The following is a 17,062-nucleotide window of genomic DNA, read 5'->3' on the forward strand; positions in this document are numbered from 1 at the left end:
GAGACGCGCCCATGACTCACGACCTCGCCGATGAGGGTGGATCCGGGCGTGCAGAGCTGGAGTCGCTACCGCGCCGCAGCGACGCGCTCCGGTGCCCGCACACGGAGGCCGACCGGCGCTGCGTCCTCCCGCCCGGTCACGAGCTGGATCATGTCTACCCGCCCCAGAACGCCGGCCCCATGACGGAGGACGGCCCGCTGGCGCCGGTGCCCTCTCCTGTCTCACAGTGAGGGCGTGAACGAGGGACGCTCTCAGCTCCTGCCGCGTCCGGTGATGGCGTCCCGCACCCGGTCGACCAGGCCGACGAGCGGCGCCACCAGCTTGTTGGCCGGAGGGGTGTCCGGTGCGGCGGGGTGCGGCCGGGTGGGTGCGATCGTCTTCACCGCCTGGACCTTGTGGCCCATCTCGGCCAGCTGGGAGGCGGTGGCGTGGCTGCTCAGCAGGGGGAAGAGCTCGCTCTCCTCCTCCTGCACGTGTGCCCGGACCTCGGCCATCAGCTGAGCCAGCAGCGCGGCGTGCCGGGAGTCGGTGGCGTCGACCTGTTCCAGCTCCTTCATGGTCCGCTCGGCCTCGGCGTGCTCCGCCAGCTCCCGGTCGGCGAGCTGGTCGCCCCCGGGTACCAGGTCCCGTACCGCCGGATACAGATAGGCCTCTTCGGCGACCGAGTGGCGCACCAGCTCGGTGATGACCTTCTCGGTCAGCTCCCCACGGCGCTCGGGGTCGGACTCGCCCAGCCGCTCCAGTTCGCTGAAGATCTCCTCCACCTCGCGATGGTCGCGGGTCAGCACGGTGACAACGTTCGTGTCCTGTTCTGTGCTCATCACGGATTCCTCTCCACCTGCGCAGGTCGCTCACGGGAGGCGGACAGGTGCCGGCCGCCGGTCGTGACGCCCGGCAGATCCACGGCGCTGCCGCCTCACCGAGGAGATCACGGCCGGACCGGCGGCGGCGCAGCAGCACGACCCCACGGAACGATCCTTTTCCTGGACGGAACCATCCTTTTCCGCCCGCTACCCGTCTGATTACCCCGGTCCCGTTGCGGCAGTTCCCGCCGACCGGGATGTCGCGTTTGATTCGCACCGCTCAAGGATGCGCGCCGATCGGTACGCTGGCCTCCCCAAGTCATTCAAAGGCGGTATTCGATGCGATCCCTCCAGGCATCGGCCGTTCGCCCGCATGTCGGGTGGTATGCCGTTCCCTCGGTATGCGCGGTGCTGAGCGTCCTGCTGCCGGGCATCGGGATCGGGCTGTGGGGCCGCGGCGCGGCCCGCGAGGTCGCCGGGGACCTCCGTGACGTCGGCAAGTACGGCGCGGGCAATCCCGCCCCGCCGCGCTCCTACGGCGACCACTTCGACATTCTGATCACCCTGTCCACGGTCGGCCTGGTGTTCGCCCTGGCCGCCGTGATCGGTTTCGTCATATTGGTGGTCAGGCGCAGCCGCTCGAGAAAACGCCTACTCGGCGGGTGAGCGGCCGGGCAGGCGGTGTTCTCGGAGGTTCTCTGGGCGGACTGTGGCCGTCAGGAGGCGGAGGCGAAGGCCAGTGAGACGTTGTGGCCGCCGAATCCGAAGGAGTTGGCCAGCGCCGCCGCCAGCCTGCCGTGGCGTGGCCGGCCGGCGACGGCATCGATTTCGACCTGAGGATCAAGGGTGTCCAGGTTGCGGATGGCCGGGACGATTCCGTCGCGGATCGCGAGGATCGCGGCGATGGCCCCCATGGCTCCGGCGGCACCGCACAGATGCCCGGTCATCGACTTGGTCGCCGTGACCACCGGATGCGTTCCGATCGCATCGGCGATCGATCGAGCCTCGGTCACGTCGCCGGTCGGGGTGGAGGTGGCGTGGGCGTGGACATGCCCGATGTCGAGCGGGTCCAGGCCCGCGGAGGCCAGGGCCAGACGCATGGCGCGCACCTGCCCGCCCAGGTGGGCGGCGGTGATGTGGTGGGCGTCCGAGGTGATGCCCGCTCCGGCCAGCCCCGCGTGGGCGCGTGCGCCGCGCGCCATGGCGAACTCGGCGCGTTCCAGGACCACCAGGGCGGCCCCCTCGCCGATGACGAACCCGTCCCGTGCGGCGTCGAAGGGCCTGGACGCCTCCCGCGGCGCGTCGTTGCGGGTCGAGAGCGCCTTGGCCTGGGAGAACCCGGCGATCGTGAGGGGATGGATGCACGCCTCCGCGCCACCCGCGACGACGACATCGGCCCGGCCGAGGCGAATGAGGTCCAGTCCCATTGCGATCGCCTCGGCACCGGACGCGCAGGCGCTCACCGGAGTGTGAGCCCCGCCCCGGGCACCGAGCTCGATGCTGACCCAGGCGGCGGGCCCGTTGGCCATGAGCATGGGCACGGTGTACGGCGAGACCCGCCGCACGCCGGAGGCCTCCAGGATGTCGTCCTGGCCGAGCGTGCTCAGCACACCGCCCGTACCCGTGCCGACGACCACGGCCAGGCGCTCGGGCTCCACCTCCGGACGTCCGGCGTCGGCCCAGGCCTCGTGGGCGGCGATGAGCGCGATCTGCTCGCAACGGTCCAGGCGCCGGGCCTTCACCCGATCGAGCACGTCGGTGGGCTCCACTCGTAGCCGGCCCGCGATCCGCACCGGCAGGCCGGCCGCCCAGTCCTCCTCGATCGGGCCGATCCCGGACTCCCCGGCCAGCAGCGCGGCCCACGTCGAGGCCACGTCGCCGCCCAGGGGCGTGGTGGCGCCCAGTCCCGTGACCAGCACATCAGCCTTGCCAACCGCCATCGGATGCCCCTTTTCGTCGTGGCGACACGTTCGCCTCCGCGCCCGCCGGGCGCGGATCGATCAACTTCGAGCCACGCTGCCAGGGTGTCCGCGCCTTCGCGGATGTCGTGCCGGACGAAGTTCGCGGGCGAAGATTTGTCGGGAATCTACGACGTTCTCAGCCGCCTCAGCCGCCTCAGCCGCCGAAGGACCGGCGTGTCAGGCTCCGGTACACCATCTCCGTGAGCGTCACGATGTCGAAGACCGGCACGCCGATTCGTGCCTGAATCGCGTGTGCGAATGGCACCAGATCTGTGCATTCAATGACGAGCGCCCCCATATCTGGATTGTCCAGTGCGAGCTTCTCGGCCTGGCTCAGCACCTCGCGCCCCAGGCGGTCGACGTCGAGCTCGACGCGCCGCCCTTCGAGCATGACCTCGCGGAACTCCGGCTGCTCCGCCATGCCGGCGACGCAGACCGGAACGTGTTCGCCGCCGATCGCCTCAAGATGGCGCCGCGTGAGGGAGCTCTTCTTGGCGACCAGCAGCCCGACCTTCTGATCCGAGCGGAGCATGCGGTGGACCATGGGCAGCTGGATCAGGCTCGACGTGTAGAGCGGGACGGTGACCGCGTCGGCCAGCTGCTTCTGGAAGAGGACCAGGAAGCCGCAGGCTCCGGTGATCGCCGCCACCCCCTGCGCCTCAAGCTCCCGGGCCGCGCGGATGAACGGTTCGAGCAGGCTCGGATCAGCCTGGCTCACCACTCGCTCCGGTGTCGCGCCCTCCACCACCTTGTAGGTGACGGGGAAGTCGAAGGTGGTCCGGTTGCGGATGTGCCCCGGGATCTTGGTGAACGAGGTCTCGAGGCAGAGGACGCCGATCACGGCGTCACGCTTCGTTTCCGCTTCGCTTGTCATGGTCGTCTTCTCCCGCCGGATGTTCCTGCCATCTCGTGGCCGCGACGCGTGCGCGCCGCGGCGTCTTACCGTCGTAGCCGGCGCGGCGCCCGCCCGCCGTAGCGGCCGACGCGAAACGGCGCGAGATCCATGTCGGGTCGCTCGCCGGTGACGATCTGGGCGACCAGCTTGCCCCCGACCGGTGCGAGACCCAGGCCGATATGGCCGTGGCCGCACGCGAGGGAGAGGTTGCGATAGGAGTCGGCGCGTCCCATGAAGGGGAGGCTGTCCGGCGTGCAGGGGCGGAAGCCGCTCCAGACCTCGATGGTCTCGGCGGTCTCCAGCCGTGGGAGATAGGACCGGACGGTTCGCAGGATGCCGTCCACCCGGCGGCGGGAGACGGTGCTGTCCATGCCCGCCAGCTCCAGCGTCCCGCCGAGGCGAAGACGGTCGCCGAGCGGTGTGAGCGCGACCTTCCCCTCGCCCAGCAGGATCGGCAGCCTCGGCGCGTTGTGCGGTGCCTTGACCGTGATGGTGTAGCCCTTGGCGGGCTGGAGCCTGAGCCCGATGCCCAGCTTGCGGGCGCACTCCGCGGACCACGCGCCCGCGGCGATGACCGTCTCGCGGGGCGTGAAATCACCGCGCGTCGTCCTGACCTGCCTGATCTCGCGGCCCGCGACCTCGAAGCCGGTGACCTCGGCCTGCGTGTGGATCTCGACCCCCATGTCCTCGACCGTCCGGGCGAACTCCCGGACGAAGTCCGGAACGTGCAGGTAGGCGCCCTCCTCGTTGTACAGGGCGCCGTGGATGTCGAACTCGGTGCCCGGTTCGAGCGCGCGCAGTTCCCCCAGGTCGAGGACGCGCAGGGGCACGCCGTTCGCGACCGTTTGCGGCACGGAACGGCAGGCCTTCTCGAATCCCTGCGGCGTCTTGAACGCGACCACCATGCCCTGTTCCGTGAAGGTGGAACCGAGGCCGTCCGGCGCGCAGAGCTCGCGCAGGATGTCGAGGCTCCGTTTCTTCATGTCGAGCAGCACGTGGAAGGTGGCCTGCGCGTCCCGGTCGTTACAGGCGCGGCGGAAATGCCAGAGCCAGCGCAGCAGTTCGCCGTCCAGGCGGGGCTTGATGTAGAAGGGGCTTTCCGGATTCAGCAGCCAGCGCAGCCCCTGGGCCGGCACACCGGGCTCGGCGAGGGGAGCCGCGCCCTGTGTGCCGACGAAGCCGGTGTTCCCGTAGGAGCAGGCCAGGGGGTCGCCGACCGATCCGCGCTCGACCACGGCCACACTGCTGCCGCCGAGGCGCAGGTAGTAGGCGCAGAACAGGCCGACGATGCCCCCGCCGATGACGAGGACGTCAGGATCGTGCCGCGTGGGCGTCGCGTCTGGGGGGAGCATCGTCGGCATGCGCTGTCCTTACAGGCTCACGATGAAGAAGTTGGTCGGAAGATTGATCACGACTCGCTCGTAGATCTCGGCCATGAGTGCGAGGCCGGGCTCGGCGAAGGTGCCCGGGGGCGGTTCGGCGAAACGGATCACCGAGCGTCCCGCGTCGAACAGCAGAGCGCCGTGCCCGAAGTCGCCGACGATCGCGGTCCCCGGGTCGACCAGGCGCGTCCGCACGATGAAGACGCCGTTCTGCTCGACGTCGTCCATCAGGCGGCCCTGCCCCATGAACCTGTAGTAGTCGACGGGGTTGATGATGAGGCCGTCGGCAGTGCCCCCCATCTGCTCCACTTCGTTGCACGCCGCGAGGATCGTCGAGCTGAACGGGCCCTCCGAGGTCATGCGCGCGATCCCCGGAATGTTCAGCAGCCCGCCCTCGCCGCGGATGATCGTGTGGTTCTCGGCCGTGGCGAGGCGGACGATCAGCCGGTAGTTGACGAAGGACTCGAAGGTCTCCTCGTCCTCCCACAGGTCCGGCGGGACCTGGACCCACGCGGTGGTGGGGTAGAGCTCCGGAATCGGCGACTTGTGGAAGCGGCTGGCCGCCTCGCGCCTCAGGTCGGCCTCGTGGACCTTCGGATCGCCCGGCCGTGGCGGGCTCTCGTGCCAGTAGTACTGCCGCGGGTCCTTGGAGAGGTCGACGACCTTGAGCATGTTGCGCGCCGGATAACGCGGTTTCCGCCGCGAGCTCGTCAACGAGTCGGTGATCGTCACGTCGTATTCGACGGAGGCCTCAAGTCCCTTGGCGGCACAGGCCTCGACGAACATCCGGCCCGGCGACAGCTCCTTCTTCCGCTCGGCGACGACTTCCGCCATCGTGCGCTTCATACCTTCTGTCCGCTGCATGACTTCCTCGCTCGTGATGGTCCGGTCTAGCGCTTGCGGGCAACGAAGATTCCCCAGCCGAACTCGCCCTGATCGATGGCGATCTGGATCTCCCCGCAGGAGTCGGAGAAGGCCAGCATCCAGTCCCGGGCCGCGGGGTCCGACGTGGTCTCGGCGCGCTCCCGCGCCGTCTTCCCCAGCACGCGGTAGGTCTGCCTGATGTGGCTTTCGAGGTTGCGGGCGAGGATGATCTCGAACCCGGCGCTCTCCAGGGCGGCCTGGTACTCGACGAGCGAATAACCGCTGCTCCATCTCACGCGGTCGTAGACGTGCTTGCGGGCACGCTCACCGATCTCCTTCTTGGGCTGGAGGAAGTCGGAGAAGGCGAAGACGCCGCCGGGGCGGAGAACGCGATGGATCTCCGCGTGGCTGCGCGGCTTGTCCGGTACGAGAAAGAGCGCGTCCTGGCTGACGACATGGCTGAAACTGCCGGTCTCGTACGGCATCCGCGTCGCCGAGCCGTGGCGGAACTCGATGTCGAGCCCGTCACGGCCGGCCAGCAGCCCCTGCGCGATCTTGATGCGCTCCTGGCTCAGGTCCAGCCCCTCGCCGCGGCAGCCGTACCGCCCGGCGAGATGGATCAGGAAGTTGCCGCAGCCGCAACCCACGTCGAGCACATGAGACGAGCCGTCGATCCCGGCGTCCTCCGCCAGGATGTCGGAGGTCCGGTCGGCGGCCGCACGATAGTCGTCGTCAGCGTCGTTCTCGAAATAACCGGTGTGAAGGACCCCCTCGCTGTCCCAAAAGCTCAAATACGTCTGGGCGGTCTGGTCGAAGAAGTCTCCGACCTCCTGCTCGGTGTAGGCATGGCTGGTCATCGACATCACAGGCTCCTTCGCGTTCGTCATGTGTAGGTGTCCTTGCGTGCGGCCGTGAGGTGCGGCAGTTCCGGCCCCGTCACGCTGGCGCCGCCGTCGATCAGGTGAAGCGCGCCGGTGACGAAGGAGGCCCGTTCGCTGGCGAGGAAGGCCGCGACGGCGGCGACCTCGTCCGGGTCGGCGAGGCGGCCCAGGGCGTTGTGATGGCCCATGGCGCGCAGCTGGGCCTCGACGTCGCCGTCCCCGGCCAGCTTGGCCGCCGCCCGCTCCATCGGCGGGGTGCGGGCTCCGCCGGGCGCCAGCACGTTGACGGTGATGCCGTCATGGCCGAGATCGGAGGCGAGGGCCTGGGCGAAGCGCACGATGGCGGCGCGCGTCACGCCGGAGAGCGCCAGCGGGGGTATGGGCACGCTCGCCGTCTCCGAGGCGACGAAGAGCAGCCGGCCCCACCCCGCGGCTTTGAGGTACGGCACCGCCGCCTGGGCCAGGTTCACCGCGGAGAAGAGCACCTTGTCGACGGCCGCCTGGTACTCCTCCAGCTCGAACTGCGAGGCCGTGCCGATCGGCGGGCTGCCACCGCTGACGACGGCGATGTGAAGCGCACCGAAGTCCGCGGCGACCTCGTCGACCCAGCGGCGTGCCGCCGCCCGGTCGGTGACGTCGACACTCGTGGCGCGGACGCGGCCGCGCGCCACCTCCTTGAGGTCGCGTTCGGCCGCCGCGAGCCGGTCGGGATCACGCGCGCCGATCGCGACATGCGCACCCTCCCTGGCCAGTTCCCTGGCGGTGGCGAGGCCGAGGCCGCTTGAGCCGCCGACGACCAGCGCGACCTTGTTCTCAAGGCCCAGATCCAATCGTTCTTCTCCTTTACGTCCGAGCCCTATTGCTCTTTGGTCGCCTGCGGCGTCGCGGCGTCCGCTCGCCGCGGACCGGCGAGGAGCGTGCCGTCGTATCCGTAGCCGTAGCGCCGGAAAAGCGGCCATGACAGCGTCGCCGCCGCCAGCTTCGCGGACACCGAAAGGCCGGTCTTCCAGGAGTCGTCCCGGTCCCGGATGACGGTGACGCCGGTGCGGAAGCGATCCGGATTTCCGGTGACCGTGTGGTTGGTGTGAAGCTCGACCGTCCGGTCTCGCACCGGATTGGCGTCGGGGTCCGCGTCGCAGAACCGCAGCAGCGCGTCGATCGTTCCGGCCGGGTCGGCGATGAACCGTTCGTAGCGCAGGAAGAGCGACCGCCCCGGGTGACGCCGGGTGATCGCCTGAGAGGCCAGGTTGAAGCCGTGCCAGTAGGCCGTGCTCATGGAGGACGACATGGCGTAGACGTACTGTTTCGGCTCGCGCCACGAGTGGGCGACCGCCCGGGGGTCACGCACGAGATGGACGTAATAGGGCGTCACCCCCTCGAGGCGTGGCAGCAGGGCCGCCTCACCCGGGATCTTCGTCGTGTCGACGATCACCCGCGAGCCCGTCCGCTCGGCGATGGCATGGTAGGTCCGCGTCATCAGGTCGGCGTGCTCGCGGATGTCGTCACAGTGCAGCCCGCGGTCGAGCACGCGCCAGGTGTGCCTCGTCCGGACGCAGGCACGCTGGCGGCGGATGACGGTGTCGGCGAAGTCCTCCAGCGAAACCCCTTCGGGCATGCCGAGCGGGATGATCTTCGACCAGATGGGACATCCGGTCAGCACCTCTCCGCACCCGCACAGGCTGTTCACGCCCCTGCCGGCGGAGTTCTTCCACAGGAAGTGCAGCTCCCCGACGTGGAAGAACCCGGGGATCTCGTTGAGGATGTTGCCGATGATGGTGCTGCCGTTGCGGCACCATCCGGTGATGCAGAGGATCTTGAGCGGTGACGTGTCCATGGTTTGCTCCTCGACTCAGCCCGTGGCCGTCGGCTGCGCGCTCGGCTGGCGAACACACAGCGCCACGCCCACGGCCGCCGCCGCGCAGACGGCGCCCACGACGAACACGGCGGGGTAGCCGAAGCCGGTCGCGACCACCCCGATCACCGGTCCCCAGACGCTCAGGCCCAGATCCCAGAAGGAGGTGTAAGCGCCGATCGCGGCTCCCTGCTTCGACTTGTCGGTCAGGTTCATCACCATCAGGGCGAGCGACGGGTGCAGCAGCGAGAACCCGACTCCCATGATCAGGCCGCCGAACACGGCGATCGGCAGGTTCGGTGCCAGGGCGATGATCAGAAGGCCGACGGCCTCGCCGATGCCGGACCAGATCACCACTGGCCGCGGCCCGAGCCGGTCCGGCAGATGGCCGATGAACAGGCGCGTACCGGCGTAGACGGCGCTGAAGCCGCTGAGCACGGCGACGCCCGCCTGGATGCCGCGAGCCTGCAGGTGAAGAACGACGAAGGCGGCGAGACCGGCGTAGCCGGCGGCGGCGAGCGCGAGCGCCGTCCCCGGCAGCAATGCCGGGCCCAGGAGCAGGCCGCCTCCGCCACTCGGCCGGCCGGAGCGGGAGGGCGCGGGAACCGAGCTGATCAGCACGAGACCGACGAGCCCGGCGGCGATGCTGAAACCCCACACCGCCCCGAAGCCGAAGGGCTGAAGCGCCGCGCCCAGGAAGGTTCCCACCGAGATCCCGCCCCACATGCTGACGCCGTAGAGCCCGATCAGCTGCCCGCGGCGGCTGTGCGGCGCGAGCGACACGGTCCAGACCGCACCCGCGGTGAAGAGCGACGCCTCGCCGACGCCGAGCAGCAGGCGGACGGCGATGAGGCCGGCCAGTCCGAGCGGCAGGAAGTACAGCACACCGCCGACGGCGACGATCAGCGCGCCCATCTGCATGACGAGACGATGGCCGTACCGATCTGCCAGATGGCCGGAGACGGGCCGGACGAGCAGCGCCGTGAGCGCTGTCGCCGTGACCACCAGCCCGACGGTGAAGTCGGCGGCGCCGAAGCTCTCCCGGACGAAGCCCGGCAGTACCGGAATCGCCGCGGTGAGGCCGATGTAACCGGAAAAGAGTCCTCCGAAGATCCCGACGAAGGCGCGGCGGGGGACCGTGCTCTCTTCTTCGGGCTTCGTCATCGCTGCGGCCTCGTCCGAGCGACGTCGGCCGCGCCGGCGGCCGGCGGCGACTCCTGCGGGAAGCCTGCCTCCCGGCCCTCGAGCGCGTGCCCGCGATCGTCGCCCACGACGGCCTGTGCCGGTTCCGGCCCGTTCCGGTCCGATCCGATGGCGCCCGCCACCTTGCGGACCCCCGCGATCAGCTGATCGCAGTCCTCGGCCGAGAGGCTGGAGGACAGGGGAATGTCGACCGCCTGCTCCAGATACCGCGTGGTGTCCGGCAGCAGCGCCTTGATCTTCGTGACGTCCTTGGTGCCGAACAGGAACAGCCAGCTCCAGAAGACCCGCACGTTGGTGTCTTCGTCGGAGCCGAGATTGCGCGCGTCGATGCCCTCGCGGCAGAGCGCGTGGGCGAACCATTTCGCGTTCCCGCCCGGCACGCGGAAGATGAACGCCTCGCCGAGGTAGGCACCGGGCGCCACCGGCTGCCGGATCTCGATCTGGGGGAGGTCCGAGAGCGCCGCGGCCACGTAGGAGTAGTTGCGGTGGAAGCGTTCCAGCCGGATCGGCAGCCGCTCCATTTCGGCGCACAGCAGGGCCGCGCGGATCTCGTCCATGCGGAAACTGAGCAGCGGCAGGTCGAGGTCGGTGCCGATCGGCGGCTCGCCATCCGGGAAATGCCGCCGGAGGCGCCCTTCGTAAGCACCGGAAAGCACGACGGCGCGGGCGAAGAGCACGCTGTCGTTCGTGATCAGGAAACCGCCCTCACCGCAGTTGAGCGACTTGTCGGACTGGCTGCTGAAGGCGCCCGCGAGGCCGAAGGTGCCGAGCTTGCGGCCCTTCAGCTCGGCGCCGAGGGCCGGCACGGCATCCTCGAACACCGGAACGCCCATCTCGGCGGCGAAGCGTGTCAACGCCTCCATGTCGGCCGCGAAGCCGCGCATGTGGACCACCAGGATTCCCTTGATCTCGAGCGTCCAGCGGCGGCGCAGGTCGGCGAGGTCCAGGTGGAGGTTCTCGTCCACCTCCACCAGAAGAGGCTTGCACCCGGCGAGCACGATGGCACTGGGCGTGGCGACGAAGGTGAAGCCGGGGCAGACGATCAGAGAACCCGGCGGAATCCCCGCCGCCATGATGGCGAGTGCGAGTGCGGTGGTGCCGCTCGACACGGCCAGCGCGTGTTTGGTCCCGAAATAGCGGCATAATTTCTCCTCGAATCTGCCGCATTCGGTTTCCTGCTGGGCTCGGTAGTCGTAGCGGAAATAGAGGTGACTGCGAATGGCGCGCAACGCCGCTTCTTCGTCTTCGGGGTGGATGAAGACGGCCCCTTTGTCGTAGGTCGGCCAAGGTGCGCGCCGAACGGGACTGCCGCCATGTACGGCAAGCCGCGCGTCCTCGGTTTCCTGCAATGGCTGGGCCGGCGCCAAAGCCTCCTTTTTCCTGTTCACCGTCGGGCTCCTTGCTTGTGGCTGGTGGGCTTTCCCGTTGATGGCACATGGGTGGACATGGGTCACCGCCCCCGGCGTCGTGGTGGGGCCGGGCCGGGCGCCGTGATGGTCGGGATGTCGACGACGTTGAACGCGACGACGGTGAACTCCTGCTGGGTTGCCAGCGGTCGCAGGGCTGGGAACGGCCGAGCTTCGCCGCGGTGGCGGCGCGTGGGCGCAGGACACCGACCCGCCCCCGTGTGGCGGTCCGGTCTTGACGGTTGCTGGTGGTGGGGAACTTCTGCGCTGCCCGAGGGCGGGTGAGGTCACGCCGGTGGACCCGGGCGGCGAGTGGGCCGGAAACGACGCTGGCGATCATCGGGAAGCCGCGATGGGTCAACTACCCCGAGGCGCCCAATAAATGAACCTGGTGGGCGCCTTGATCGTGCTAGGAGCCAATAAAATCGCTTAAAGGATCTCCAAATGCCTCGAAGGTGTCAATGGGCAGAAATTTCCTGACAATTCCAGTAGGTAATTGGCTGTTTTGTTTATTTAAATTCACCTGCACTGATGCCGGGAAGTCTTTTTCGGACATGCATTAAAGGTAGTATTGGACAGCTTCCGGCAAGCCTCCGCCGTGCGTGTCCGTAGATGCTGGTGGTTTGTTAAAAAATGGGAGATGTGCGCCCTGATGGGGCAAGCACTCCCATTGTCGGATTTCACCTTGTGTTCGACATTGATTCACCTATCGTGTGAAGAGTCACATAAATGGATGACATGCTCGGTATGTCCGTTATCTCTCACTGTGAGGCATCATGTCGGCTTCTGGTGAGCGAAAACCCGAGGACCGGGGGGCGAAATCCGCAAGGCGAATTGACGAGGATCGGGCCGTTATGCGGCCGCATGTCGTCACCCGTTCGGTGAAGCCTGTCAAACCCCGGGTTCATTACGCGTTGATGGCGATTTTCGTTTCCTGTGGATTAACGCCGCCCGTGAATCCACATTGTCTGGAGGATCTTCAGAGACACGGAGGTGTGTGTGAAACGCGTCATCATCGTCGCCGCCGCTACCGCTCTCACAGCGGCCGCGCTGGTGACCCCGGCGCAGGCTCGGCAGGTGGGCGCCGAGCCGGGTGCGGAGGCCGAGTACGTGGTCCTCTACAAGGAAGGCGCCAACCTCGCCGAGGCCCAGCAGGCCGTCCAGGCCGCGGGCGGAAGCATCGTCAGGGAGAACGACGCCGTCGGCGTCGCCACGGTCACCACGACGAACGCCGACTTCGTCACCGCGGTGCGGGCCAGTGCCTCGATCGAGGGCGTCGCCCACAACCGGTCCATCGGCAGCGTGCCCAAGGCCACCCGGTCGAGCGCCGCGGTGCGTCAGGCCATCGAGGCCAGGGCGGTGGAGAAGGAAGGCCACGGCGCGCCCGCCGGCGCCACGCCCGGGAAGCCGGCACCCGCCGCCGAGCCGCTGTCGGAGCTGCAATGGGACATGAAGCAGATCCACGCGACCGCCGACGGGTCCCACAAGTACCGGCAAGGTGACCCCGGCGTGCTGGTCGGCGTTCTTGACACAGGTGTGGACGGGTCCCACCCTGACATCGCGCCGAACTTCAACCGCGAGCTGAGCCGCAACTTCACCGTCGACATCCCGGCCGACGCCAACGGCGCCGAGGTCGACGGCCCGTGCGAGGCCGAGCCGGACCACTCCTGCAACGACCCGGCCGACGTCGACGAGGACGGCCACGGCACGCACGTGGCGTCCTCCATCGCCTCACCGATCAACCAGCTCGGCGTCGCGGGCGTGGCGCCCAAGGTCTCGGTCGTGAACCTGCGGGTCGGGCAGGACTCCGGCCTGTTCTTCCTGCAGCCGAGCGTGGACGCGCTCACCTACGCGGGCGACATCGGCGTCGACGTGGTCAACATGAGCTACTACATCGATCCGTGGCTGTTCAACTGCACCGACAACCCGGCCGACTCTCCCGCCGACCGTCTGGAGCAGGCCACGGTCATCAAGGCCACCCAGCGGGCGCTCGACTATGCCCACCGGAGGGGCGTGACCCTGGTGGCGGCCGCGGGCAACAGCGGCAACGACTACACCAAGGAACTCACCGACGCCTCCAGCCCCGACTTCGCCAGCGTGCCGGGGGAGGCCCCCTACTCCCGCACGATCCCGACGAGCTGCCTCTCCATGCCGACCGAGGGCAATCACGTGATCTCGGTCTCCTCGCTCGGCGTCAGCAAGCGCAAGTCCTACTTCTCCAGCTACGGCAACGGCTACGCCGACGTCTCCGCGCCCGGCGGCGACGTCTACGACACGCCGGGCAACACCCGCGACGTCACCAAGGCGACGCTGTCGGCCTACCCCAAGGCGCTCGCCGAGGAGCGCGGTGAGCTGAACCCCGACGGCACGCCCAAGGTCGCCAACGTGGTCCGTGACTGCAAGGACACCGTCTGCGCCTACTACCAGTACCTCCAGGGCACCTCGATGGCCTCGCCGCGCGCCGCCGGCGTGGCCGCGCTCATCGTCAGCAGGTTCGGCCACCGCGACCGGGAGCACGGCGGCAAGACGCTCAGCCCGGCCGTCGTGGAAACGGCCCTCAAGGCGTCCGCCACCAGGACGGCCTGCCCCGACCCGGCCGCGTACACCTACACGCGGCACCTGCCGAACGGCACCACGGTGACCGCGACGCACGTCTGCGAAGGGAGCGGGTTCCGCAACGGCTTCTACGGCTTCGGCATCGTCGACGCCCTCAGGGCCGTCCGCTGACCTGATCCGGGCGCCCGGCCCTCGTGGTGTGGGCCGGGCGCCCGTTCGCGTGTCACCGGAGTCCGGAGGGCGGCCTCGGACGTGGCGCGGCCCCGGCGCCTGGAAAGGGCCGGGGCCGCTGGAGAGACGGGGTCAGGACCTGGTGATCCTCACGTCGTCGACTCCGGCCTCGATGAGGCTCGCCGTCGAGGCGTCGGCGGTCTCGATCTGGAGGCGGATGGTCTGCCCGGCGTAGCTGGACAGGTTGACCGTCGCGGCCTGCCATGCACCGGCGCGGTTGGATGCGGCGCCGAGCTGCTGGAAGACCTGCGTGCTGGTGCTGCCGGAGAGCACACGGACCCGGAAGTAGTCGGCGCTGCTCGCGTTGCTGAGGTGGGCGAGGTACCAGGAGAAGGTCAACGTCAGCGTGCCGGAGGGAAGCACGATCTCGGGCGAGCGGATGCTCGTCGCCCCGCCGTCGACGTCGTTCTCACCCGCGGACGCGCCCGCCAGACGAGCGGTGACCAGGTCGTTGGAGCCGCTGACGGTGGTGCCGAGCTGGAGGGACGTGCCCGAGGAGCTGGTCGCCTCGGGGTCGCCGCGCTCCCACGCCCCGGTGGTGGCGGTGTCGGTGCCGCCCGCGTTCGCGGTCCAGCCGAGACTGGTCTCGAACGTGTCGTTGAAGACGACGTTGCTCGTGGAGCCGACGGTGAGCGTGAAGGGAGCCGTCCTGTCGACGCTGGCCCCGTCACCCGTGACGACCACGTTGTAGGTGCCGGACGCGGTGCCGGCCGGAACCGAGATCGTCAGGGTGGAGGAGCCGCCCGAGGTCACCGACGCCGGGTTGAAGGAGGCGGTCGCGCCCGAGGGCAGGCCGGACGCCGAGAACGTCACGTTCTGCGCGCTGCCCGAAGTGGTCTGCGTGCTCACCGTCGTGGTGGCCTGCTGGCCCGGCTGCACGGTCGCCGACGTCGGGTTGAGCGTCATGGAGAAGTCGTTGCCCGCGGAGCACGAAGCGGGCTCGCCCGCCGCGGCGGGAACGCTGACCGCGGTCCAGGCTGCCTTGGTCGCGTTGAACTCGGTGCAGGAGCCGGGGAAGAGCTGGATCGCGGCTTCCAGCGAGGCCCTGCGGGCGAGCTGGTGGGTCCAGGTCGAGGTCTTACGGTTCAGCGTGCCCATGAAGATCTGGCCCGCCTTCTGGATCCCGAGCCCGGTGAGGGTGGAGTTGTTGCAGGTCGGGCTGGCCGGCTGGCCGTCGGTCGGGTTCGTTCCCTCGGCGAGCAGGTAGAACCAGTGGTTCTGGACGCCGGCTGCCGCGTGCACCTCCATGTTCGGCACCGAGGAGGAGTAGCAGTCGGGGTTGCCGGAGATCTGCGACGGCCTGTGCATGTAGCGGATCGGCCCGCTGCCGACGAGGTTCACCTCCTCGCCCACGCTGAAGTCCGGCGGGTCGTACTGTGCGGGCTCGTTGGCGTAGAACTCGGTCAGCGCGCCGAAGATGTCACCGGTGGACTCGTTGAGCCCGCCCTTCTCGTTGCTGCCGGTCGAGCCGCCGGGCGTGGTCTGGAAGATGGCGTGGCCGAACTCGTGCGCCACCACGTCGATCGGGGTCGCCTGGCGCTGGCCGTCCTGGGAGCGGCCGAAGTTGGTGTAGCTGCCGTTCCAGTAGGCGTTGACGTCGGACAGACCGACCCTGGCGGGGAAGCCTCCGCCGGTGCCGTTGATGCCGTTGCGGCCGAGCCAGGCGCGCAGCATGTCCCATTCCTTGCCCACCGCGTGAAGCGCGTCCACGCAGGCGGTCTCCAGGTCGGTGCCCGTGCCGTTGCCCCAGTTGTCGTCGGGGCCGGTGTAGGCGGAGCCGTTCTGGCCGCCGCAGAGTATGCCCGTGCGGGCGGGGTCGGTCAGGGAGAAGGTCCCGCCGGACTGCGTGGTGCCGATGGTGACCGGGCCGTTGTAGTAGCTCGCGCCCTGGCCGTCCATGACCTCGTCCGACTTCTCGGCGATCTCGCCGGTCAGGGCGTCGACGAAGACGTGGAGCTTGCTCTCGCGGCCCTTGTTCCTGCCGCTCACGACAACCTCGTAGGCCAGTCGTCCGGAGCCTTCGGCCATCACCGACAGCTGCGGCGTGGAGACCTCGGCGGCCTCGGAGATCTCAGCCTTGGCGATCTCCGCGGCCTTCTCCGGCTTGACCTTCGGGACGGTCCCGACGGTGAGCTTCTCGGTCTGGGCGATCGACGTACTCAGCACGCCGCCGCTGGAGTTGGTGACGACGACGAAGTCGCCACCGTGAACCGGCAGGCCGGCATGGGTTCGCGTGTAGGAGACGTAGTTGAGCCCGCCCTTGCCCGCGATGGTGCTGCGGCGGAGGAAGCGGTCCTTGTCCGATGCCTGGAGGATGTCCGGTTCCGCTGCGACGAGGCGGTCCGCGGCCTGGGCTGGGGTGTCGGGAGGAACGATCGAGGGGGCGAGGACGGTCAGTCCGGTGGCTCCGGCCGATGCGGTGGACAGGGCCACGACCATGCTTGTCGCCGTGGCCACTAGCGCAAACGCGACAGAGCGTTTCACGCGGTGCTCCTTCTGCTGAGCGACGGCCACGACGTTTTTCGGGGGCAGCCGTGGTCCGCCGAATTGCCTGGAAGCGAGGCCTCGTTTGCGCGTTCACGAACGCCGCGCGCTGACGTTCGTTGTACGGCGGGGCGGAGAGGCTCGCCAGTACTGCTGGTGGGGCTGAGAGGAATTTGACGCCTTCCAGGCGAAGCCGTCAATATTCCAGTCAATAATGTGAAATTCACAGTTTTGTCTTGCATTTCATGATTTATCGCTCATCGCCTGTTCAGTGAGGCTTCGGCCTGATTCAAGGGCGACCTTGATCGCTTTGATGGGACTTCAGTATGGCTTCGGCATGGCTTCGGGGTGGCCTTGGCCGTCGCCGGGCGATTCCAGGCCGAAAGGGGTGGATCTGGTGAGTCCGCGTGCCGTAATGAGCGTGTAACCATCGGTCGCATGGCCTTGTGGTCGTCGCGGTCCGCGGGGCCGAAAGCCGGACCGAGACGTCCGACCGTCCGCGCCAAGGCGAATCGGGCGAACTTGCATGAAACGCGTCGACGTC

At 68.7% G+C, this 17,062-nt stretch carries 15 protein-coding genes; 3 read left to right on the top strand and 12 right to left on the bottom strand.

Annotated elements, in window-relative coordinates; genetic code table 11:
• Window positions 1–11: 11 nt before the first annotated feature.
• Window positions 12–230 carry a hypothetical protein gene (locus ACFY2X_RS06185; RefSeq protein ID WP_389933045.1) on the top strand — a complete coding sequence of 73 codons (219 nt, stop codon included), beginning with the start codon at window positions 12–14 and terminating at the stop codon, window positions 228–230.
• A gap of 21 nt (window positions 231–251) precedes the next feature.
• Here ACFY2X_RS06185 and ACFY2X_RS06190 read toward each other — a convergent pair whose 3' ends face one another.
• Window positions 252–821 carry a hemerythrin domain-containing protein gene (locus ACFY2X_RS06190; protein WP_389933048.1) on the bottom strand — a complete coding sequence of 190 codons (570 nt, stop codon included), beginning with the start codon at window positions 819–821 and terminating at the stop codon, window positions 252–254.
• A gap of 321 nt (window positions 822–1,142) precedes the next feature.
• On the opposite strand from ACFY2X_RS06190, the gene ACFY2X_RS06195 reads away from it, so the two are divergent.
• Entirely contained in the window at window positions 1,143–1,469 is a 327-nt protein-coding gene (locus tag ACFY2X_RS06195; protein ID WP_389933050.1) for a hypothetical protein, read from the top strand.
• A 50-nt stretch (window positions 1,470–1,519) separates the two neighbouring features.
• On the opposite strand, the gene ACFY2X_RS06200 is transcribed toward ACFY2X_RS06195, so the two are convergent.
• From ACFY2X_RS06200 to ACFY2X_RS06245, 10 genes are all read right to left on the bottom strand, one after another.
• Window positions 1,520–2,743: a beta-ketoacyl-[acyl-carrier-protein] synthase family protein gene (locus tag ACFY2X_RS06200; protein WP_389933052.1), complete on the bottom strand. Its 1,224-nt coding sequence runs from the start codon at window positions 2,741–2,743 to the stop codon at window positions 1,520–1,522.
• Between the two features lie 175 nt (window positions 2,744–2,918).
• On the bottom strand, window positions 2,919–3,638 hold the full coding sequence (locus tag ACFY2X_RS06205) for an aspartate/glutamate racemase family protein (protein WP_389933055.1): 720 nt from the start codon (window positions 3,636–3,638) through the stop codon (window positions 2,919–2,921).
• A 65-nt stretch (window positions 3,639–3,703) separates the two neighbouring features.
• Window positions 3,704–5,020, bottom strand: a complete 1,317-nt coding sequence (locus ACFY2X_RS06210; protein ID WP_389933059.1) for an NAD(P)/FAD-dependent oxidoreductase — start codon at window positions 5,018–5,020, stop codon at window positions 3,704–3,706.
• Window positions 5,021–5,029: 9 nt separating this feature from the next.
• Window positions 5,030–5,875, bottom strand: a complete 846-nt coding sequence (locus ACFY2X_RS06215) for a family 3 encapsulin nanocompartment shell protein (RefSeq protein ID WP_389933062.1) — start codon at window positions 5,873–5,875, stop codon at window positions 5,030–5,032.
• Window positions 5,876–5,931: 56 nt separating this feature from the next.
• A complete protein-coding gene (locus tag ACFY2X_RS06220) occupies window positions 5,932–6,792 on the bottom strand; it encodes a class I SAM-dependent methyltransferase (RefSeq protein WP_389933065.1) in 861 nt (286 codons plus the stop codon).
• Window positions 6,789–7,616 (bottom strand): SDR family NAD(P)-dependent oxidoreductase, encoded by an 828-nt coding sequence (locus ACFY2X_RS06225; protein ID WP_389933068.1) that lies wholly within the window; start codon window positions 7,614–7,616, stop codon window positions 6,789–6,791. Before ACFY2X_RS06225 ends, ACFY2X_RS06220 begins: the two co-directional genes overlap by 4 nt.
• A gap of 26 nt (window positions 7,617–7,642) precedes the next feature.
• A complete protein-coding gene (locus tag ACFY2X_RS06230; protein ID WP_389933071.1) occupies window positions 7,643–8,620 on the bottom strand; it encodes a sulfotransferase in 978 nt (325 codons plus the stop codon).
• A gap of 15 nt (window positions 8,621–8,635) precedes the next feature.
• Entirely contained in the window at window positions 8,636–9,802 is a 1,167-nt protein-coding gene (locus ACFY2X_RS06235) for an MFS transporter (protein ID WP_389933074.1), read from the bottom strand.
• Complete coding sequence (locus tag ACFY2X_RS06240; protein ID WP_389933077.1) at window positions 9,799–11,229, bottom strand: DegT/DnrJ/EryC1/StrS family aminotransferase; 1,431 nt, start codon at window positions 11,227–11,229, stop codon at window positions 9,799–9,801. The genes ACFY2X_RS06235 and ACFY2X_RS06240 overlap by 4 nt, the downstream gene beginning before the upstream one ends.
• 427 nt (window positions 11,230–11,656) lie before the next feature.
• Window positions 11,657–11,803 carry a hypothetical protein gene (locus ACFY2X_RS06245; RefSeq protein ID WP_389933080.1) on the bottom strand — a complete coding sequence of 49 codons (147 nt, stop codon included), beginning with the start codon at window positions 11,801–11,803 and terminating at the stop codon, window positions 11,657–11,659.
• Window positions 11,804–12,246: 443 nt separating this feature from the next.
• Between ACFY2X_RS06245 and ACFY2X_RS06250 the strand changes: the two genes are divergently transcribed.
• The gene (locus ACFY2X_RS06250) at window positions 12,247–13,974 is read left to right on the top strand and encodes a S8 family serine peptidase (protein WP_389933084.1); all 1,728 of its coding nucleotides are present in this window, start codon (window positions 12,247–12,249) and stop codon (window positions 13,972–13,974) included.
• A gap of 132 nt (window positions 13,975–14,106) precedes the next feature.
• Here the strand turns inward: ACFY2X_RS06250 and ACFY2X_RS06255 are convergent, their stop codons facing one another.
• Entirely contained in the window at window positions 14,107–16,518 is a 2,412-nt protein-coding gene (locus ACFY2X_RS06255) for a M4 family metallopeptidase (protein ID WP_389933087.1), read from the bottom strand.
• Between the last annotated feature and the right edge of the window lie 544 nt (window positions 16,519–17,062).

The organism is Streptosporangium sp. NPDC000396 (assembly GCF_042898655.1).
GTDB lineage: Bacteria > Actinomycetota > Actinomycetes > Streptosporangiales > Streptosporangiaceae > Streptosporangium.